The organism is Vibrio sp. R12-SG2-ISO1, from assembly GCF_059834045.1.
This window is the reverse complement of record NZ_JCBDGO010000019.1, coordinates 1-20,867: the sequence shown is the minus strand read 5'-3', so window position 1 is coordinate 20,867 and position 20,867 is coordinate 1. Positions and strand designations below refer to the sequence as shown.

Sequence of the window (20,867 nt, the reverse complement as noted above, 5' to 3'; positions counted from 1 at the left end):
GTATCTCGGTCTTAAGCGCCAGGAAGCACTACGCCCGCTTCTTGGTGAAGACGGCGACAGGCTCGGCCATCACTGTGGAACAGATGGCAGCGATGTGCAGGGATGCCAACCGCAATGGTATCACCTGGATCAACATCCAATGTGTCTGGTTGACGGTAAATCATGTCCGCATCCGCAGCGTCGATGTGCATGTAGACTTGGGTTTCGTTACCCAGTTTCTCAACGATGTTGATTTCACCTTCAATCACGGCGTCACCCTCACCGGCAGGCAACAAGTGCTCAGGGCGAACCCCTAGTGACATACGCTCACCTCGATTGACGGTTGTCCCATCGACTGGAATCCAGAATGTGGTGCCGTTCGCTAGTTGAACCATCACGCGCTCTTTTTCCACTTCTTCGATAAAGACGCTCATGAAGTTCATTTTTGGTGAGCCGATAAAGCCTGCGACAAAACGGTTTTGTGGGTAGTGGTAAAGCTCAAGTGGTTGACCGACTTGCGATACATAACCACCATCAAGGACCACAATCTTGTCGGCCATGGTCATCGCTTCGACTTGGTCGTGCGTTACATAGATCATGGTGCAGCCAAGCTTACGTTGCAGCTTGGTAATCTCAGAGCGCATCTGAACACGCAGCGCGGCATCAAGGTTAGACAGCGGTTCATCAAGCAAGAACACGTTAGGCTGAGAGACCAGCGTACGACCAATAGCCACACGTTGGCGCTGACCGCCGGAAAGCGCTTTCGGTTGGCGCTCTAATAGGTGGCTCAATTGCAGGATTTCTGCTGCGTGCTCGACGCGCTTATCAATTTCTGCTTTGTTCGCTTTTGCCAGCTTGAGACCAAAAGACATGTTGTCGTAAAGGTTTAAGTGTGGGTAGAGCGCGTAAGACTGGAAAACCATGCCCACGCCGCGCTTAGAAGGCTCGACCTCGTTCATTCGCTCATCACCGATGTACAGATCACCGGAGGTGATGTCTTCTAAACCGGCGATACAACGCAATAAGGTGGATTTACCACAACCTGATGGACCCACGAAGACAACAAACTCGCCCTCTTGGATTTCCAAATCAACGTTCTTTGAAATAAGTACGTCACCGTAAGCTTTACATACATTTTTTAACGTGACACTCGCCATCTAGCTCGTCCTCGATCAATATTTTTGTTTTACTGCTCAACATTATATGAATTATCTGGCAAGCAATAATAGTAGGAATTCAGGTAAGGTGAACTTGAGTGTAAGAAAAAATGGGTGACGGAGTCGCTCACATCACCCATCAAGCCAATTAAGGTTTGCTTCCCCCGTGTGAAACAAGCGTCTCCCCCGTATCAAATCAGTTTCCTGAACAATCACGTGCTTGCACCATCACAGCAAACCCTGCGGCATTGCAACCAGCTATTGCGTAAAAACACGTCGCTGGAAAGGGTTCTTACCATCCACTCTTGGATGTCTGTAGTTTGCGAGAAACCGATCACGCCGACATCCTCCCGACACAATTAATTGTAGGGGGAGTAGAGGGGGAGGAGGCTTAGGGGGGAGGAAAAGGCGTAGCGAGATCGAGTTCAAATTATTGCTTGCGGTAAGCATGAATCTGATCACATTACTGATTGGTTTTGTGATTTGGGTCGCCAACCTTCGTCGATGGTGATCACGAAAATAGGCCATAATACGGAGGGCGTAGGGAGCAGGAGGATGAGTTACTTGTCACGATGGCTAAAAATATATGTCGAAATACGGCGAATCCTCTGGTGACGCCCTACAACACAAATATAAAAAGGATATGAACATGAAAAACGCCCTAAGCGCAGTAGCACTCGGTACTCTTGTTGCTCTTGGCTCATTCGGTGCAAGTGCTGCTATCGAAGAAGGTCAACTTACCATCTGGATCAACGGCGATAAAGGTTATAACGGACTTGCTGAAGTTGGTAAAAAGTTTGAAGAGGATACGGGTATCAAGGTGACCGTCGCTCACCCAGATGCACTGCAAGACAAGTTCCCTCAAACGGCTTCTACTGGCGATGGCCCTGATATTGTGTTTTGGGCGCACGACCGCTTTGGTGGTTACGCAGAAGCGGGTCTTCTTGCTGAAATCAAGCCTTCTCAAGCAATCAAAGACGGCATCGTTGATTTTGCGTGGGATGCAGTGAAGTACGACGGTAAACTTATCGGTTACCCAATCGCCGTTGAGTCATTGTCTCTTATCTACAACAAAGATTTGGTTCCTAACCCACCAAAAACGTGGGAAGAAGTGGAAGCACTAGACGCTGAGCTGAAGAAAAACGGCAAGAAAGCGATCATGTGGAACCTAAAAGAACCGTACTTCACATGGCCACTTATGGCGGCTGATGGCGGTTACGCATTCAAATACGGTTCAGCGGGTTACGACGTGAAAGACGCGGGTATCGCGAACGAAGGCGTAAAAGACGCGATGAACTTTGTCAAAGGCCTAGTCGACAAAGGCGTGATCTCTTCTGATATGGATTACTCTGTGTCTGAGTCTGCGTTTAACCAAGGTAATGTTGCGATGACCATCAACGGTCCTTGGGCATGGGGCAACGTTGAGAAGTCAGGCATCAACTACGGCGTAGCAACACTACCTAAATTCCAAGGTCAATCGTCTAAGCCATTCGTGGGTGTATTGACTGCAGGTATCAGCACAGCGTCACCAAACAAAGACCTTGCGGTTGAGTTCATTGAAAACTACCTACTGACCAACGATGGTCTACGTAAAGTGAACGATGACAAGCCACTGGGCGCGGTAGCGTTGAACTCGTTCCAACGTGAGCTTGATTCTGACCAACGCATTGCAGCGACAATGGACAACGCAATGAACGGCGAAATCATGCCAAACATCCCTCAGATGAACGCTTTCTGGGGCAGCGCGAAAAATGCGATCATTAACATCGTTGATGGCCGTCAAACTGTGGATGCAGCACTTGCAGACGCAGAGAAACAAATGACTAAGTAATTGTTCGACCTTTTGAGGAGGGGGTAACCCCTCCTTCATTTCTCTTTTTTGTTTATCGCTAGCAGGTTCTCATATGCAGTCAGTTCAAGGTACAGATGCCATGGCATCACCCACAACGAGCTTGCCTACAAGTAAAAACGTATTCATCAAATGGGCGTTGCTAGGCAGTGTCGGTATCGTTAACGGATACGCAACCATTCTAATGTATTCTCGTGGTGAGATGGCGTTTGCGCTGCTCACAGTTATTCTTACCGCGCTCGCACTGTTTATCTTTGGTAGTAAAAAGACCTACGCCCACCGTTATATCTATCCAGGTATCGCGGGGATGATCCTTTTCATTCTTTTTCCTTTGGCGTACACAATCGGTCTTGCATTTACAAACTACAGTGCGAAAAACCAATTGTCCTTCGACCGTGCGCAAACGGTTCTGCTTGATCGAACCTACCAAAGTGGTCAGAGCTACTCCTTCTCTCTCTACAACACGGGAACAGGGCATAAAATCGCGATTGAAGATGGCGAACAGCTGCTCGTGACGCAAGAGTTTGATTTGGCCAATGTCACCACAACGGACATGGATCTCACGCCTGTCACCAATGTGGATGGCGAACCTGAAGCGATCAAAACCATTATTCAAAACCGCCCGGTGCTCAATGGCTTAGACTTGCATTTACCGAGCGGTGAAGACATCCGCATGAGCGGTTTACGTAAGTTTGCTGCCGTGGTTCCTCTATACACCCTGCAAGAGGATGGCGAGGCGTTGTACAACAACCGCACTGGTGAAATGCTACGCCCGAACATGGATGTCGGCTTCTATCAGCCGGTGGATGAGCAGGGGCAGTTTATCGGTAATACCGTCTCGCCTGGCTTTATCGTCACCATAGGGACTGACAACTTTGAGCGTGTCTGGAAAGACGACGGCATCAAAGAACCGTTTATCAGTATTTTCATCTGGACAGTTGTCTTTTCAGCGGTGAGCGTGGGCTTAACCGTCATCATCGGCTTGATCCTCGCCAGCATTGTTCAGTGGGAAGCATTGCGAGGCCGCGCGATTTACCGTGTGCTGCTTATCTTGCCTTATGCGGTGCCTGCCTTTATCTCTATCTTGATTTTCAAAGGTTTGTTTAACCAAAGCTTTGGTGAAGTGAACATGGTTCTGGAAGCCTTCTTCGGCATCAGCCCATCTTGGTTCTCAGACCCGATTATGGCGAAGATGATGATTCTTATCGTCAACACCTGGCTTGGTTTCCCTTACATGATGATCTTGTGTATGGGTCTATTGAAAGCGATTCCAGACGATCTTTACGAAGCGTCTGCGATTGATGGTTCCAATTTCATCTCGAACTTTACCAAGATTACCCTGCCACTGATGATCAAGCCGTTGACACCGCTGCTCATCGCAAGTTTTGCTTTTAACTTCAATAACTTTGTATTGATTCAGCTGTTGACGCAAGGTGGGCCAAACATGATTGGTACCTCCGAGCCGGCGGGCTACACCGACCTACTGGTGAACTACACGTACCGCATCGCGTTTGAAGGTGCAGGCGGTCAAGACTTCGGTCTGGCGAGTGCCATCGCGACGCTTATTTTCCTATTGGTGGGTGCACTTGCGCTACTCAACCTACGTGTCACGAAAGTTGCTCAAGATTAAGGAGGCTTATTATGGCTATGGTACAAGGTAAGTCATTAAAATACCGCGTTTGGGCAACACACATTGCAATGTGGGCGTTCCTATCGCTAATTATCTTCCCGCTGTTGATGATCGTTGCCATCTCATTCCGTGAAGGTAACTTCGCAACGGGTAGCATTATTCCAGATAATCCATCGTTGGAGCACTGGAAACTCGCACTGGGTTTCTCGGTCACCAACGCAGATGGTAGCGTGACACCACCACCGTTCCCAGTGTTAACCTGGCTGTGGAACTCGGTCAAAGTGGCGGGCATTTCATCTATTTTGATTGTGTGTCTATCGACCACTTCGGCGTACGCCTTTGCCCGAATGAAGTTCAAAGGTAAGAACACCATCTTGAAAGCGATGATGATCTTCCAAATGTTCCCAGCTGTTTTGGCGCTGGTGGCACTCTACGCTCTGTTTGACAAGCTCGGCCAGTACATCCCATTCTTGGGTTTGAATACACACGGTGGTTTGATCTTCTCTTATCTCGGTGGTATCGCACTGCATGTTTGGACCATCAAAGGCTACTTTGAAACTATTGATGGCTCGCTAGAAGAAGCGGCAGCGCTGGACGGTGCAACGCCATGGCAAGCGTTCCGGTTGGTTCTACTGCCATTGTCTGTGCCGATTCTTGCAGTGGTGTTCATCCTCTCGTTTATCATGGTTGTGGGTGAAGTTCCGGTGGCGTCGTTACTGCTTTCTGATGTAAACTCTTACACGTTAGCGGTTGGTATGCAGCAATATCTCTACCCGCAAAACTACCTCTGGGGTGATTTTGCCGCGGCAGCAGTCTTGTCCGCATTACCAATAACCATCGTATTCTTACTTGCGCAGCGCTGGTTGGTCGGAGGATTAACCGCCGGTGGTGTGAAAGGCTAATAAGAACGATAAGGGCGACCGCGAGGTCGCCCATTTTGTTTCTTCACTTGACATTCTTGGTTTGGCCGCCGATCCGTTAAGCGAAGAGCAGTCCTGGCGTTACGCATAGCTGGCTGTTAGCAAGATTCCTTACTATTTTTACTTCTAACAGTTTTTGTAACCAAAACCCGAACTTGTTCGGGTTTTTTTATAGGACAAATTCAAGATAAATGAATAGGTTAGAGGCAGTATAGCGACCGATTATATCCCGCATAGTGGTGTTGAGAATCACTGCGAGCAACAGAGCATATTTATCTGAAAAGTGCGCCAGTAGTTACATGGCGCTGAGAAGTGGCTCTAGAACTCTCGGTTTGAAGGGGCGCACCCAACGTATTGCAAAAGCACATAGACACTCTCTTGAGAGAGCGCGACTTTACGAAACAGATCGGCAAACACGTCATCACCGCCAAAGCAGGTGCGGATGTAGTGGTTTATCTCTTGCGGGTTATACCCTTCCACATACAGCGTCCGTACCCATTGGTACTCTACTGCGCGTGGGTCTGAAATGGTCGATTCACTGAGCGTGGTTTCACTGACGTTCAATGGGGTTTCCTTCCGATCTTGGCGGATTGTCATCATAAGCCTAGCCATAGGCGTGTGGGTTCCCATCCAAGCGATGAAAACGTTTGCGGATTTAACCAAAACTAGATGAAGGAATGATGACAGTATGATGTCATTGCCGTGAAGGGCATATCAGGCCTCAGTTCGCGCTACCTCTCTAATCAAACGCATTGCCTTTTTGTTTGAGAAATTTAATCAAGGTTCTCACACGTAGTGGCATCAGGGCTTTCTCCTGATAAACCGCATACAGAGGAATTTCACGGTCATGAAGGTGAGGTAAAATCCGCACAAGCTGACCGGCATCTAGCTCTTCTTTAATCATAAAACTGGGCATGATGGCAAATCCTAACCCGTTGAGCACAAATTGCTTCACCGCGTTGGCGGTGCGCACTTGCACCTTAGGCTGATGTGCCATTCGGGTCACTTCACCTTGTTGATTGGTTAAAACCAAGTGCTTATCACCGTGGACGATGTGATGACTTATCCAGTCAAGATTGACTAAGTCCTTCAGATCTTCAATTTTCCCGACGCGTTTTAAGTAATTCGGCGAGGTGCAAATCATGTCGCGGAAAAAGCCAATTTTGGTGGCATAGAGACGAGAGTCCTCAAGCGCTGAAGAGGCTCGCAGTGCAATGTCACAACGCGACTCAATCAGATTGCTGTAGCTATCACTCTCAATAATATCGAGTCGAATATCGGGATATTGGCGAATGAACTCGCTCAGTAGTTCGACCATCGCATTGCTGGGGGTGGAGATTCGAATGGTGCCACTTGGGGTTTGGTTCCCGGTGAGTGTCTCACTGTTGGCTTCTTTGGCAATATCGTTGATCGCTCGGCATTTTTCGTAGTAGCGCTGACCGGCATCGGTGAGAGATAGCGAACGGGTTGTGCGGTGAAGCAGGCGTGTGTTCAACGAACGTTCTAAGCGAGTGACAATCTGCGACACTCTTGCCTTACCAAGACCCAGCGCCTCGGCTGCCTGAGTAAAGGACTGTTTCTCTGCCACCATGGCAAACACCAACATATCGTCAAGGGAGATCATGACTTTCACTGTTTATTATTAATAAACAATAAGTTTAATAATTGGCTAATTATTTATCAAATTAATAATTATATAGTCAGTTCATCCCATGACAGGCTGAAGGAGTCTGTCGTTTTGGAACAGTTAGAGAAACGGAGAATATCATGATGTCAGATCGTAAATATTTGGTGACCGGCGCATCCGGTAAGTTAGGTTCAGCAGTAGTAGAGCAACTTCTTAGCTCTGGCGCGTTAACAGCGCAGCAATTGATCGTCACCACCCGTGACAGAGCGAAGTTGAGCTCGCTGGTCGAGTTGGGTGTGGACGTGAGAGAAGCAAATTTTTCTGATCCGAGCTCGTTAGAGCAGGCCTTTACTGGGGCGAATAGCCTACTGTTAGTCAGCATTGATTTGTCTGCGGGCTCTCGCACACAGCCGCACCTCAACGCAGTTAACGCTGCGAAAAAAGCGGGCGTCGACCATCTAATCTATACGTCTATGCCAGCGCCGAGCCAGTCACCGGTTATGTTTGCTCATGAACATGAGGCGACCGAAGCGGCGATCGTTCAAAGTGGTATCGACAATACCGTGATTCTCCGCAACAACTGGTATTTTGAAAATCTACCTGAGTACTTTGCCAGTACGTTACAAACGGGCCATTGGTTGACGTCTGCCGGTAATGGCAAAACATCGCAACTCTCTCGTCGCGATCTCGCGATGGCGGCTGCGGCGGCGTTGGTTAAAGCCCCTTCAGGACATCAAGTATTGACTCTGAATGGGCCCGAGTCACTGACTAATGATGAAATGGCGCATATCATGGATCGCATCTTGGGTACGTCAATCAATATGGTGCACTTGAGTGACGATGAATTTCGTTCTCAACTGACGTCATTCCAACTGCCAGAGCCTGTTATTGAGCTGTGTGTTACGATGGACCAGCACAATCGAGGTCTCTTCTCGGATGGCAGCAGTGATGAGTTTGTTGCCCTGACTGGCTCCCAACCGCAGACGTTCGAACAGTGGTTAACAAATCATAGAACGGAACTGAGAAAGTTGGCTAATCTTGATGGCTAATCGATAGAATGAGAGGGGGAACTGCAAGCGCCCCCTGTTGATGTCTATTTGAGGTATTTGACGTGCGCTTCCATCTCTTCGCCGATTTCTTTACGCATGTTCATTAAGCGGATCGCTGAGTCACGCAGTTTAATATCATCGGCAGTCTCGGGAATCCACTCAGGGACAGGTGAGGGCTTTCCATGCTCGTCGACCGCGACCATGATGACAATGCAGTGTGTGGTGAGGCGATTTTTCATCTCTTTAGGGTCGCTGGCTTGCACGTCAATGGCGATGTGCATCGATGAGGTGCCGGTGTAGATCACTTTGGCACTTACTTCGACCAAGTTGCCAACATGGATTGGCGCTACAAAACGAATTCCGCCCGCGTAGGCAGTAATGCAGTACTTACCGCTCCATGCGGCGGCATTGGCGTAGGCCGCTAAATCTATCCACTTCATGACTGCGCCGCCGTGGACCTTACCGCCAAAATTGACGTCACCCGGTTCGGCCAGAAAACGCAGTGTAATGTCCCTTTTCCCATGGCTCATAAACTCTTCCTTTTTATTATCTTGAGCAAGCAGGGTATAGAGTTAGCACACTTTTTGGTCGAGGTGCAAACTTAACTAGCGCTGGACCTCTTCATAGTCACCTTCAATCGTGTTGCCGCTTTTATTGGCGGATGGTTCAGTGCGTGAAAATGCTGCTGAACGCTGAAGTCGTTTGCCAGCGAAAATCGCAGCGATGGTCAACGGAATAGCAAGGATAAGGCTCATTATCAAAGTAAACATGCCAACAAACAGGGCGAAGATAGCGGTCATTGCGCGTGCCATATAGGACTCCTCTTAATGTGAGAGGCTATCGTACTGAAGGCGGTATGAATGAAAGATGAATGAAAAAGGCCGCTGCATTGATGCAGCGGCAATTCGGGGGGGATTATTATAGTTGTGGAGTTGAATTGAGATTAAGCACGGCTTTGTGGGAACGTGGGATAGCGAACGCCCATCATTTGTTCCATACAGTGGACAACCTGGCAGCTATAGCCAAACTCGTTGTCATACCAAATGTAGAGCACGCAGCGGTTATCTTGCGCAATGGTAGCCGCGCCATCGACGACGCCAGCAAAACGAGAACCAACCAAATCACTCGAGACGACTTCGGTGGAATCCGTATAGTCCATCTGGGCAGACAGGCTTGAGTTCAACGCGGCATCACGAAGATAGGCGTTGAGTGACGCTTTGTCGGTGCCTTGGACCAAGTTGAGGTTCGCGACTGCCATCGAGACGTTCGGAGTCGGAACGCGAATGGCATTGCCCGTGAGCTTGCCCGCTAATTCAGGTAGGGCTTTAGCGACCGCTTTAGCCGCGCCGGTTGACGTTAGAACCATATTTAGCGACGCGCTGCGACCACGGCGTTCGCCCGAGTGGAAATTGTCAATCAAGTTTTGGTCATTGGTAAAAGAATGTACGGTTTCGATATGGCCAGAGAGAATGCCGTACTGGTCATTGACCGCTTTGAGCACCGGCGTAATCGCATTGGTCGTGCAACTGGCAGCGGACACTATGGTGTCATCCGCTTCGATTTCATCGTGATTCACACCAAAGACGATGTTTTTGATTTCACCTTTGCCTGGAGCGGTCAGCAGCACCTTGCTCGCACCCGGGCAGGACAAATGTTGGCTCAAGCCTTCGGAGTCGCGCCACACGCCCGTATTGTCGACCACTAACGCATTTTGAATACCGTAAGCGCTGTAATCGACGTCTTGAGGTTGGTTGGCATAGATGAATTGAATGTAGTTGCCGTTCACAATCAACGCTTTGCGCTCTTCATCGACAATGATGCTGCCATTAAACTGGCCATGAACAGAGTCGCGTCGTAGTAGACTCGCGCGCTTGGCTAAATCACCCTGCTTTCCGCCGCGTACGACCACTGCGCGCAAACGTAATGGATAACCAGGGCCGGATTTTTCGACCAACAAGCGGCTTAGAAGTCGTCCAATTCGACCAAAACCATACAACACCACATCGCGAGGTGTCGGAACCGTGTTGCCATTCATCGCACCGACCAGTGCCGTGTGCAAAAAGTCACTGACGCCGTGGGCATCATCGCGGTCTTGCCAAAATTGGTGGGCGAGTTGGCCGACATCAATACGACATGGTGACAGCGCCATGGTTGAGAGCGCTTGAATCAGAGGCAGGGTTTGTTCTGTGCTCAGCGGCTTTCCGGTGTAGTGACGAGCGAGTCGATGCGCTTTGATGATGTCGATGGTGGCGGCGTTGACCAGTGTTTTGCCAAACAGCAGCACTTCAACGCCTTTTTGTCGATAAAGTTGGCTGAGTAAAGGGGAGATCGTTTCAGCAATCGTTTGGCTTTTCTGCCAGTCTAGAAGATGATGTTCTGGACTCATGGTTTAGGGGACCTTTCACGTTTTAGGGCTGATGCTGTATTAAGTTGGGGTGCTCAATACAGCGATAGGGTTGTAACTATTTTGTAATTTTTATGCGGCAGGATTGTAATGGCTAATATCTTATTCTGCTAGTAAAAATAATGTCGGTGGTTATCACTAGATAACGTCGACATTGCAGAGGTTGATCACGTTAAGAATCAGTAGAAGTGCCTATTGACAAAAAATGAAGAGCGCAGTTAATTCGCGACAAAAAATACTTGTGACACGTCGTTGCTGCAATCTTACCGGCAAGGTACACAAGGAATGCGTTTTAACTCATGGAATCTACAGATTTGGTAAACAAAACGCGATCTTAAAGCGGTAAACCAAGGTCGAACGTGAGTGGGGGCGTGATGTCTTTAAGTGTCGATGAGTAAGAATGAAAAAAACGGAGCGCTGTGGGCTCCGTTTTGGGGATAAATGGGTCGAGAAAAGTCTATGGTCTTGGGATCAGATCATCGAGCGGCAACCAGTTCACTTTCACACCCGCTTGTAAGAACATGTCTTGGCTGACTTTGATCTTGTCACCCCAGCGAGAGAGAAAATCCTCAGTTTGCTCTGGGCAGTGCACCGAGGAGATACCAGTCTGAATGATCTTCGCTGCACAGTTTGGGCACGGAAAGTGAGTCACCCAGATCTCGCAGCCATCTAAATCCCGCTTAGCAAACAAAATGGCATTTTCTTCGGCATGCAGCGTCTTTAGATACTTCATGTCTCTGTCATCCGTATTGGCACTGTCGGAAATGCCATGTGGATAGCCATTAAAGCCGACAGAGACGATGCGGTTCTGTTTTGTAATGACGGCGCCGACCTGAGTCGAAGGATCTTTACTCCAAGAGCCAACCAATTCTGCCATTTGGTAAAAACGTTGCGCCCACTTAGATATCATCAAAGCTTCCTCAAACAAATTAGATGGATAGGGTTGCTGACTAATATCCTTGTTTCGACGCCATTAGTCCAGCCCCACCTAGCCAATCCTATCGTTAACGGGTGAAATCGACCGCTTCACGCTCCTCGAGGTGAATATGCGTGGTCGCGGGTTGAGTCTCAGCGATCACTTTGCCGCCACGAATCGAATAACGCACTGGAACTTGACGTCTGACCGCATCGAAGTCGTTTTCTGCTTCAAGCAGCAGCAGGTTACCCGGTTTGCCCACTTCGATTCCGTAACGCTCTGTGATGTTGAGGGTACGCGCAGAGTGGTGGCTAATCAGCGCCAGTGACTGGTTGATTTGATCGTAACCCATCACTTGGCACACATGCAGCCCCATGTGCAGCACTTGCAACATGTTGGCGGTACCGAGTGGATACCAAGGGTCAAACACATCATCGTGACCAAAACAAACATTAATGTTTGCGGCTAACATCTCTTTCACGCGTGTGACGCCACGGCGTTTGGGGTAGTCGTCAAATCGACCTTGAAGGTGAATGTTGACCAGCGGGTTAGCGACAAAATTGATGCCCGACATGCGTAGCAGTCGGAACAGTCGTGACGCGTAAGCGCCGTTGTATGAACCCATTGCCGTCGTGTGGCTTGCGGTGACCTTGTGCCCCATATCGAACTTGTGAGCCAATGCGGCTACGGTTTCGACGAAGCGTGATTGCTCATCATCAATTTCGTCACAGTGCACATCAATCAGACGGTCGTATTGTTGTGCTAGCTCGAAGACGTAATGCAGCGATTCGACACCATACTCGCGCGTAAACTCAAAGTGCGGGATAGCACCAATCACATCGGCGCCTAGTTTGACCGCTTCTTCAAGCAGTGCTTTACCATTAGGGTAGGAGAGGATGCCTTCTTGTGGAAAGGCGACGATTTGGATATCTACCCAAGGTCGCATCTCTTCACGCACTTCAATCATTGCTTTTAGCGCAACCAGTGTCGGATCAGAGACATCCACGTGAGTACGCACATGCTGCACACCGTTTGCAATCTGCCACTTTAACGTCTGTTTGGCGCGCTGCTTCACATCCTCAATAGAGAGCAGCTGCTTGCGTTCTGCCCAGCGCTCGATGCCCTCAAATAGCGTGCCCGAGATATTCCAGCTCGGTTCACCAGCCGTTTGAGTTGTGTCTAGGTGAATGTGTGGTTCGCAAAAGGGTGCGACGGCCATCGCCCCTTGTCCATCCAGCGTTTCCCCCTCAAAGTTGATAGGGGAGTTCGCATCGGTGATGGACGAAATGTGTCCATCTTCAATAAGAATCTGTTTAAGGCCGCTTTGCGCCTCAAGCGTGACGTTTTTGATCAGTAGCGATGGCATGCGATCTCCTTACGCAGTTTGCGTGGTCAGCGAAGATTTATTCAATAATGGGTTGAGTATGACATAGCATAACGCACCGCCCAATACTGCGTTGATCGGCACGACGCCCGGAATGAATTTACCCGCTAGCACACCAACGGCTACGGCAATAATGCCGGCCCAGTTAACACGTTTGAAGGTTGCATTGGCAAAGTCTTTGTAGCGTTTTCGATTGATGAGGTAGTCAGCAATCAACACGCCGCCAATAGGAGGAATCGCCGTTGAGAGGAAGGTCAACCAACCGACAAAGTTGTTGTATAGCCACAGCGCAAAAATGGTGCCGACGACGCCATTGACGATCGACATTAAGGTACTTGAGCGGCCGGTAATGTTGGCAAAACCTAGGCCCGAAGCGTAAAGGGCGTTTTCGTTGGTGGTCCAGATGTTGAGACCTAAAACGATGATGGCAGGCAGTAACAGTCCTTGCGCGATCATCACGTCAGAAATATCCGCGTGGCCGGTCGCTGCAGCGCCAGCAGCACCGAAGATGAACATCAGTGAGTTTCCGATAAAGAACGCAATCATGGTGACAAGAACAGCGCCAGCGGGTTTTTTACCAAAGCGAACGAAATCAGCCGTCAACGTCCCCGCGCTGATGAAAGAACCGACCACCATTGCCAATGCGATAGAGAAATCCATCGGCTCTTTGGGTGAAACCTGCATTAAGGCATCCACGCCGCCCACGCTGTCCACCGCCAGTGAAACCGAGTAGCTACCAAGAATAGCAATCGCAGGGACGGCGATGGCAGAGAGCACCATCAGCGCTTTGATGCCAAAGTAAACCGTTGCCGTCATCAATAAACCCGATGCGAGGATCAGCAAGTTGACGTCTAACCCCGTCGCTTTTTGGACTGGAATAGCAAACATCGCCACACCCACGCCAAACCAACCGACTTGCGTGCCGCCCAATAGCGCAGAAGGTAGCCAAGAGCCTTGTGTACCAAAGGAATAGCGAGCAAGGAGGTGAGTAGAGAGGCCCGTAGAGGCACCAATATAGCCAAGAATCGAGGTGTAGACACCGAGGATCAAATTACCGGCTAACACGGCAAGAAAGAAATCGTTGAACGTTAAGCCCGTACCCAAAGCGCCACCTGTCCACATACTGGCGGAGAAAAAGGTTAAACCAAGCATAACCATAGTGAGAGACGCAACCCCTTTGCGTGCGTTGCTCGGGACCGGTCCTAAGCTGTAGTTGTTGTCATCAGCCATTGTATTACCTCCGCAGAATGAGACTGTCTTTACCAGAATGTATTCGATTGCGGCGCGTATTATGGGGGTGTATTTTGCGCTGTCAATGCAAGTAGCGGCTTGTAAAACGGTTGCTTGGATGTTTTTGATTGATTTGATCAAGGAAAACAGTGCGTTGTGTATTTATTATTTTATGTTTTCTATTGGAATATTGATTATTCCAGGATTTGTGTTGCTAATAATTGGGTGAGTGCCATCAGTATTTTGTATGGATGAGCAAAAATAAAAAAAAGAGCCAGAAACCGTGAGGATTCTGGCTGATATTGGGTGTGAACAAATTGGGTTCACTAACAACGTCAGTTGGCTAGGTGACCCTAACGCTAGGGTCACTGTATAGATAGCAGGTTATGTGCCAACTTTAATATGCCCGCTGTATCAGGCTTTACGTTGAGATTGAGACTAAGAAAGAGTGGCTGGTTGCATATTGGCATTGCATATTGCAAATACACCAGCATATTGCGAACAGAGGATCAGATTGCGCACCTTGTGGGTGCGCGCAATCTGAGGTCATCTTATGTGCCGCCTAGGGCTTAGAGCATGACGAGACTCGCTGTGCCGAGAAAGGCGAAAAAACCCACCACGTCAGTCACAGTTGTGAGGATGACGGAGCCTGCCAGTGCAGGGTCAAGTTTGAGTTTGTCGAGAACAATTGGGATCAGCACACCAAATAGAGCAGCGGTAATAATGTTGACGACGATCGCCAGCGCGATGGTGGCACCTAATATGACAGACTGAAACCACAGTCCGGCGAGTCCACCAATGATGACTGCCCACAGCAATCCGTTGATAGAGCCAATGCCCACTTCATTTTTCATTAGCGCCCAGCGGTTCCCCGCTGTGATCTGGTTGAGCGCCATCGCACGGACCATCAGCGTTAACGTCTGGCTACCTGCGATGCCACCCATCGAGGCGACGATAGGCATCAAGACCGCCAGCGCAACCACTTGAGCAATCACATCTTCAAACAAGCCGATAGTGACTGAGGCAAGGATTGCCGTCATGAGATTGATGCCAAGCCAAACCCCACGCTTTTTCGAGCTGCGAATGATGGGCGCAAACAGGTCGTCCCCTTCATCCATACCGGTGCCCGCCATTAGGCGCGCTTCGTAAATTTCACGTTGAGTACTGAGGGCAAAATGCCAATCCACTTCACCAATCAAGGTGTCATCGTCATCGGTCACTGGCATGGTTGAGAGCGAAGAGTGCTCCAACGCCTCGATACTTTCAGAAAGTTCTAGCTTGGCGTTTAAGGTGACAGGGTGCTCTAGCGCCAATGATTTAAGCCTGTCGCCCGGTTCGGCGCGCAGCAAATCGATATAGCGCACTATACCTCGAAACTGTTTCTTCTTGTTGATCAGATAGATGTGCTCAGGGGCGTCATAGCTGTAGCGCTCCATCAAACCTTTCGCTTTCTCAACGGAAATGGTGAAGGGGAGCGTGACCACTTTTCGTTCGGCCCAACGACCAATCTGATCATCTTCATAGGCATTCGCTTGATCGTAAAGCTCAAGTTCATCTTTTTCGATCAGGCGTAGCGCTTCATTGATGATCTCCTCAGGGAGTGAGTCAGACCATTCAATCAGAGATAAGTTATCCAGTTTGGCGAGGGTTAATTTGAGTTCAACCTCAGACAGTTCTTTGATGATGGAGTGGCGAACTTCCGCACGCGCTTCGGTAAGTACTTCAATATGCAGTTCAAGGGGCAGGCTGCGCCAAAGTCGCACACGGTCATCAATGGGAAAGGCCTCGAGAATCAGCGCTACAGCGCCGGGCTCAAGTCCGTGTTCGATAGATTCGTTAAGAGTTGTGACCTGCTCACTGTCTTCACTGCGAAGCAGTTCGGCGATCAAAATAGAGAGATCTTGAAATTGGCTCACAGAGCACTCCAGCCGTTATTGTCCGTTTAAACGCTGTGTTCAAAGTACTCGAAAACGGCAGAAAAACAATACTCTATCTTGAAAAACCTAGCACACAAACCCAACAAAACGGGACATGTTGGGTTGAATGATTACTTTTGCACCAATAACGTCGGTCAATCTCTCTCTTGTACTGGTTTTAGGTGGCTTGCGGCGGCAGTTTACGCAATTTATGCCAAGGGAGTGTGAGCACGGCAAAAATGGTCACGGCGTAAAACATCGACCAGCCTAAACAGAGAAACACAAGGCTACACAGCAGTAGCGCGACGCTCGCTAAGACTTTATCCACGCCGCGCAGCAGTTTGTAGGCCGCCAGCATCGCCAGTAGATAAACCAAAACAAAGATCCCGTTGGCGAGCTTAAGGAAAAACTCCAAGTTAAGGCCGGAAATTTCACCCACGACGCAAGAAAGCAGCAGCACAGCGCCAACGGCAATCGTAGCGTTTGCCGGCACGCCACGCACTGACAATCTTGCAAGCGCACTGTGTGGCGTGTAATCACGCGCTTGCGACCAAACCATACGCGAGAGACTTTGAGTGTAGAGATTGACGCTTGCAAAACAGGCCGCAAAGCCAATGATGCTGATGAGCCACTTGACGCTCGGACCAAACAGCTGAGCTGCCATCCACGGAATAGAGGTGCTTTCAAATTGCGCAGAGCCATACGCGCCCAATTTTAAAATTACGACCGAGCAAGCCCAATAGGTAAGGCCTGCGACTAAACAGCCAATCACAATTGCGATGGGAAAATCGCGCTCTGGGTTTTTAAACTCTTCCCCCATGTGGGCGAACGCTTCGATACCGACAAAGCACCAAAACATCACGCCGAGTGCCGCGCCAATCGGTAACCAATCTTGTTGGCTTAAGGTGGGGAGCGTTATGTCGTCAGTCTTTAAATCGCTTTGCCACCAAAACGCGACGACGAGGGCAAAGATCGCGAGCGCAATCACCGTTTGTAGACGGCCCGAAGATTTCGCCCCAGATAAGTTAACCAGCACGAGTAACAACACGGTGATCACTTGCGCAAGCAAAGGGTCTTGAAGGCTAGTAGGAAGAATCTGTTCAAGAAAGCCCGCAGCCAACGCAATGGCGGCAGGTACGCCGACAGGAATGACACTCAAAAACAGCCACGCGACACTTTTTTCAAGGCGGGGGCCAAACGCCATTCGCACAAAATAGGCCGTGCCGCCAGCGTTCGGGTAGCGTTTACCCAACTGGGCGAACGTGAGCGCAATGGGGCAGATGGCGATAAACAGCAGCAACCAAGCCCATAGCGACGCTTCAGCGGCAATGCCGGCAGCGATGGCGGGCACCATAAATAGCCCAGTGCCGAGTAATGTGGTCGAGAGTTGGCCGATGCCTGATAATAACGAGATTTCTTGTTTGAGTTGGTTCATGTCGCATCCTAGCGCGGGGTGATTGACCAAGCTTAACCAATTGTGTCTATCTCGGCATCCATCAATGTGTCTCGCTTATCCGTCACTTTGACGTTTTTTCACGTATCGCCCGCCATTTTGTCATCTTTTCTTCCTGTTCGTTTTGTGTCAAATTGACCAAAGGGCAAGTATGAGAAAAAGAAATGGATAAATTCGATAATAAAATCATTACATTACTCAGAGGCAACGCTCGATTGTCTGTCAGTGAACTCGCCCGTCAGGTCAACTTGTCCCGCTCTGCTGTAACGGCGCGTATTCAGCGTTTAGAAGCGGAGCGAGTGATCCTCGGTTATCACGCAGAAATTGCTCAGCCAGACACCAGTAGCGCCAAGATCCAAGCCTATCTCGCACTTAAATTTGATACGACGAAAACCAGGCACTATTGCGATCATTACGCCCCGCGTATTTATCAGATTGAAGGGGTGAAGTGGTGTCATGCCATCAGTGGTGAAACGGATATGATGCTGTTTGTCGAAGTGGAGAGTATGGCGCAGCTATACCGGATTCGAGATGAGCTGTACACCATCCCAGAGCTACGCCATTTGGTGACGCATACCGTTTTAACTGAGTTCTTCAACACGCTTCATGATGCTCAATAATATCAACTTAAACTTGCTACGGGCGTTATCGGTGTTACTGGACGAGTGCCATGTCAGCCGCGCAGCAGAGCGTTTGCACATTACTCAATCTGCGGTAAGCCGTCAGTTAGCCCAGCTACGTACGCTATTTGATGATCCACTGCTGGTGAGAGACGGCAACCAATTGGTTCCAACCCCTCGTGCGCTGGTTATTAAGAAGCGCTTGGATCGGATGTTCTCTGAGGTGGATAATCTGTTGGCCGATGCGCCGTTTCAACCGCACAATTGGCGACAAGAGTTTGTGTTTTCCTCGAGTGATTATGTCGCGCAGTACATCGTACCTAGCGTAGTCTCGGTGCTGACCGATCAAGCCCCTAATTTGAATCTGACCTACAAGCTGTGGGACCCAGATTATTTGGACCAGCTCCATACGAACGTTATTGATCTGGCGTCAACCATGCTCCCTCGTCAGCCAGAGTACGTCAGTTCCGTGCTGATCGGTGAAGACAAATCCGTTTTGTTGATGCGCCAAGGGCATCCGCTTGCCGATAAAGGTGCGGTATCGATGGAAGATATGCTGGCTTACCCACATTTGAAAGTTACAGGGGGCGGCGACAAGGACACCAGCACCGATGTGGTATTGAACGCGCTAGGTCACACACGACGCGTTGCCTTGAAAGTGCCGTTCTTTACCGCCGCAGTCAATGCCCTGCAAAGCAGCCACTACCTGATGGTGGTACCAGAACACATAGCGATTAACTTGTCGCGGGATGCGTCACTTCTTTATCGTCCTTTGCCTTTTGATACGGCCAGTCATCTCTATTGGTTGATTTGGCATCCCAAGTACGATCTTGATCCCGCCCATCAATGGATGAGAGAGGTTGTGCTGAGCGCCATGCGCACATCCCCTTACTCGATAGGTATGATATGAAATCATGATGCTTATGAAAAAGTTTGATTTCAAATCATAGCTAATCAGCATTATCGTTACGCCATTCACATGGATTAGGACACGTTTTCATGACCTTAACGATTTGGTTTTCACTTTTCACGATTTGTCTACTCGGTGCTATGTCTCCGGGGCCTAGTTTGGCCATGGTGGCAAAGCACAGTTTGGCGGGCGGGCGCATCAATGGCTTTGCCGCTGCCTGGGCGCACGCTTTTGGTATTGGCGTTTATGCGTTTATTACCTTAATTGGCTTAGCTGTGGTGTTGCAGCAATCACCCTTGCTATTCAAGGGGATTAGCTACGCCGGTGCTGCGTACCTTATCTACCTTGGCTACAATGCGCTGCGTTCTAAAGGTGGCGTAGCAGCAAGGCTGGAGTCGGGCGAGCCAACACCAGTGGCTCAATCGGCGCGAGAAGGGCTGCTGATTTCTCTGCTTAGCCCGAAAATTGCGCTGTTCTTCATTGCGCTGTTTAGCCAATTTGTTGCGGTTGGTGACACCTTTGCCGCGAAGTCGATCATCGTGCTTACACCGTTTGTGGTGGATGGGCTCTGGTATACCTTAATTACGTTTTTGCTCTCAAGTCCGAAGCTTATCGATAAAATTCGCTCTAAAGCCGTATTGATTGATAGACTATCAGGGTGTGTATTGATACTGCTCGCAGCGCGAGTTTTGCTGACCGTATAATCGCTATTCGCCGGTATCAGCATGTGCTGAAGCAATGAACAGACAACAGAGCGCGAGTGAGTTTTCCACTGGCGCTTTTTACACACTGACGTTTTCGCAGTTTTTAAATGAGTAGAGAGACAATCATGCAAGCAGAAGTTAAGTGGATCGATGAGTTCAAGTTTTTAGGTCATTCCCAATCGGGCCACTCTGTCGTGATGGATGGCAATGGGGGTGCGAGCGCGCCTAGCCCAATGGAGATGGTGTTGATGGCAGCGGGGGGATGTAGCTCGGTAGACGTGGTCGATGGCCTCAAACAAGCCAACCAAGCGGTGAGCACTTGCGTCGCCAAGCTGACCACTGAGCGCCGTGACAGCGCGCCACGTATTTTTACCAAAGTGAATATCCATTTTGAGGTTTCTGGAGAGGCGCTTGATCCCCAAGTCGTGGCGCAAGTGGCGGCCGATTCACTGACAAAATATTGCTCAGTCTGCTTGATGCTCGGCGAGGGCGTTGAAATGACCCACAGTTGGGAAATCGTCTAAACCGTGTCCGTCGATCGATACACAATGGCCGGTATTGCGGCCATTCTTCTTTGGAGCAGCGTGACGGGATTAGCCCGCTTAGTCGCGGAGTCCTTTGGCCCAGTGGCAGGGGCTGCAGCGATGTACAGCGTGGCGTCGTTGTTTTTGCTGCTGGTGATGGGGCGGCCAAAGTGGCGCCAGTACTCTTGGCGGTATGTGCTCATTGGCGGAGGGCTGTTTGTCGCTTATGAGATTTGTCTCGCTTTAGCGCTGGGCATGGCTAACTCGCGCATGCAAGCGATTGAAATGTTGGTGATAAACTATCTTTGGCCAGCACTCACTGTACTGATGGCTCTGCTGTTGAGCCCGAAACGGGCCAGTTGGCTGGTGTACCCAAGTATTGCACTCGCGTTTGTTGGCGTGGCGTGGAGCATCACTGGCGATGCCGGTCTTTCTGTCAGCCAAATTGCAGCCAATGTCGCCACGAACCCAGCGACGTATTCGATGGCCTTCATCGGAGCCTTTTTATGGGCACTATATTGCAACCTAACCAAAACCCTGGCGCGAGGGCAAAACGCCATCACGTTGTTTTTTATTCTCACGGCGATCACCTTAT

20 protein-coding genes are annotated in these 20,867 nt (G+C 49.6%); 9 read left to right on the top strand and 11 right to left on the bottom strand.

Translation table 11 applies throughout. The features are described 5' to 3' along the window. Positions 1-11: 11 nt before the first annotated feature. Positions 12-1,136, bottom strand: a complete 1,125-nt coding sequence (malK, locus tag AC6R10_RS13340) for a maltose/maltodextrin ABC transporter ATP-binding protein MalK (protein ID WP_500672527.1) — start codon at positions 1,134-1,136, stop codon at positions 12-14. A gap of 649 nt (positions 1,137-1,785) precedes the next feature. Between malK and malE the strand changes: the two genes are divergently transcribed. The 3 genes from malE to malG all read left to right on the top strand — a co-directional run bounded on the left by malE (position 1,786) and on the right by malG (position 5,517). Then, positions 1,786-2,967, top strand: coding sequence for a maltose/maltodextrin ABC transporter substrate-binding protein MalE (gene malE / locus AC6R10_RS13335; RefSeq protein ID WP_334551527.1), 1,182 nt, complete (start codon positions 1,786-1,788; stop codon positions 2,965-2,967). 73 nt (positions 2,968-3,040) lie between these two features. Continuing rightward, entirely contained in the window at positions 3,041-4,615 is a 1,575-nt protein-coding gene (malF, locus tag AC6R10_RS13330; protein WP_500629967.1) for a maltose ABC transporter permease MalF, read from the top strand. Between the two features lie 11 nt (positions 4,616-4,626). Continuing rightward, on the top strand, positions 4,627-5,517 hold the full coding sequence (malG, locus tag AC6R10_RS13325) for a maltose ABC transporter permease MalG (protein ID WP_334551530.1): 891 nt from the start codon (positions 4,627-4,629) through the stop codon (positions 5,515-5,517). A 336-nt stretch (positions 5,518-5,853) separates the two neighbouring features. Here malG and AC6R10_RS13320 read toward each other — a convergent pair whose 3' ends face one another. Continuing rightward, positions 5,854-6,132, bottom strand: a complete 279-nt coding sequence (locus AC6R10_RS13320; protein WP_500625569.1) for a hypothetical protein — start codon at positions 6,130-6,132, stop codon at positions 5,854-5,856. A 142-nt stretch (positions 6,133-6,274) separates the two neighbouring features. Next, a complete protein-coding gene (locus tag AC6R10_RS13315) occupies positions 6,275-7,159 on the bottom strand; it encodes a LysR family transcriptional regulator (RefSeq protein WP_500672526.1) in 885 nt (294 codons plus the stop codon). Between the two features lie 143 nt (positions 7,160-7,302). On the opposite strand from AC6R10_RS13315, the gene AC6R10_RS13310 reads away from it, so the two are divergent. Next, positions 7,303-8,211 (top strand): NmrA family NAD(P)-binding protein, encoded by a 909-nt coding sequence (locus AC6R10_RS13310; protein WP_500672525.1) that lies wholly within the window; start codon positions 7,303-7,305, stop codon positions 8,209-8,211. A gap of 44 nt (positions 8,212-8,255) precedes the next feature. On the opposite strand, the gene AC6R10_RS13305 is transcribed toward AC6R10_RS13310, so the two are convergent. The 8 genes from AC6R10_RS13305 to yjeH form a co-directional block, all read right to left on the bottom strand. Then, positions 8,256-8,741 carry an acyl-CoA thioesterase gene (locus tag AC6R10_RS13305; protein WP_487901632.1) on the bottom strand — a complete coding sequence of 162 codons (486 nt, stop codon included), beginning with the start codon at positions 8,739-8,741 and terminating at the stop codon, positions 8,256-8,258. 75 nt (positions 8,742-8,816) lie between these two features. Beyond that, positions 8,817-9,023 (bottom strand): hypothetical protein, encoded by a 207-nt coding sequence (locus AC6R10_RS13300; protein ID WP_487901631.1) that lies wholly within the window; start codon positions 9,021-9,023, stop codon positions 8,817-8,819. 131 nt (positions 9,024-9,154) lie between these two features. Beyond that, positions 9,155-10,597, bottom strand: a complete 1,443-nt coding sequence (locus AC6R10_RS13295) for a glyceraldehyde-3-phosphate dehydrogenase (protein WP_500672524.1) — start codon at positions 10,595-10,597, stop codon at positions 9,155-9,157. 475 nt (positions 10,598-11,072) lie between these two features. Further along, complete coding sequence (locus tag AC6R10_RS13290) at positions 11,073-11,525, bottom strand: dCMP deaminase family protein (protein ID WP_334551540.1); 453 nt, start codon at positions 11,523-11,525, stop codon at positions 11,073-11,075. A 94-nt stretch (positions 11,526-11,619) separates the two neighbouring features. Beyond that, the gene (locus tag AC6R10_RS13285; protein WP_500672523.1) at positions 11,620-12,897 is read right to left on the bottom strand and encodes a cytosine deaminase; all 1,278 of its coding nucleotides are present in this window, start codon (positions 12,895-12,897) and stop codon (positions 11,620-11,622) included. Positions 12,898-12,906: 9 nt separating this feature from the next. Then, the gene (gene codB / locus AC6R10_RS13280) at positions 12,907-14,145 is read right to left on the bottom strand and encodes a cytosine permease (RefSeq protein WP_334551544.1); all 1,239 of its coding nucleotides are present in this window, start codon (positions 14,143-14,145) and stop codon (positions 12,907-12,909) included. 569 nt (positions 14,146-14,714) lie between these two features. Beyond that, positions 14,715-16,061 carry a magnesium transporter gene (locus AC6R10_RS13275; protein WP_500672522.1) on the bottom strand — a complete coding sequence of 449 codons (1,347 nt, stop codon included), beginning with the start codon at positions 16,059-16,061 and terminating at the stop codon, positions 14,715-14,717. 178 nt (positions 16,062-16,239) lie between these two features. Beyond that, on the bottom strand, positions 16,240-17,496 hold the full coding sequence (gene yjeH, locus AC6R10_RS13270) for an L-methionine/branched-chain amino acid transporter (protein ID WP_500672521.1): 1,257 nt from the start codon (positions 17,494-17,496) through the stop codon (positions 16,240-16,242). Positions 17,497-17,678: 182 nt separating this feature from the next. Here yjeH and AC6R10_RS13265 point away from each other — a divergent pair, with 182 nt between their 5' ends. From AC6R10_RS13265 to yddG, 5 genes are all read left to right on the top strand, one after another. After that, positions 17,679-18,134 carry an Lrp/AsnC family transcriptional regulator gene (locus tag AC6R10_RS13265; protein WP_334551550.1) on the top strand — a complete coding sequence of 152 codons (456 nt, stop codon included), beginning with the start codon at positions 17,679-17,681 and terminating at the stop codon, positions 18,132-18,134. Then, the gene (locus AC6R10_RS13260) at positions 18,124-19,044 is read left to right on the top strand and encodes a LysR family transcriptional regulator (RefSeq protein WP_500672684.1); all 921 of its coding nucleotides are present in this window, start codon (positions 18,124-18,126) and stop codon (positions 19,042-19,044) included. Before AC6R10_RS13265 ends, AC6R10_RS13260 begins: the two co-directional genes overlap by 11 nt. An 89-nt stretch (positions 19,045-19,133) precedes the next feature. Next, entirely contained in the window at positions 19,134-19,748 is a 615-nt protein-coding gene (locus AC6R10_RS13255) for a LysE family translocator (RefSeq protein WP_334551552.1), read from the top strand. Positions 19,749-19,873: 125 nt separating this feature from the next. Further along, the gene (locus tag AC6R10_RS13250; protein ID WP_334551554.1) at positions 19,874-20,272 is read left to right on the top strand and encodes an OsmC family protein; all 399 of its coding nucleotides are present in this window, start codon (positions 19,874-19,876) and stop codon (positions 20,270-20,272) included. Between the two features lie 24 nt (positions 20,273-20,296). Continuing rightward, the coding region (gene yddG / locus AC6R10_RS13245) for an aromatic amino acid DMT transporter YddG (protein WP_500672683.1) at positions 20,297-20,867 on the top strand (571 nt) is incomplete at its 3' end.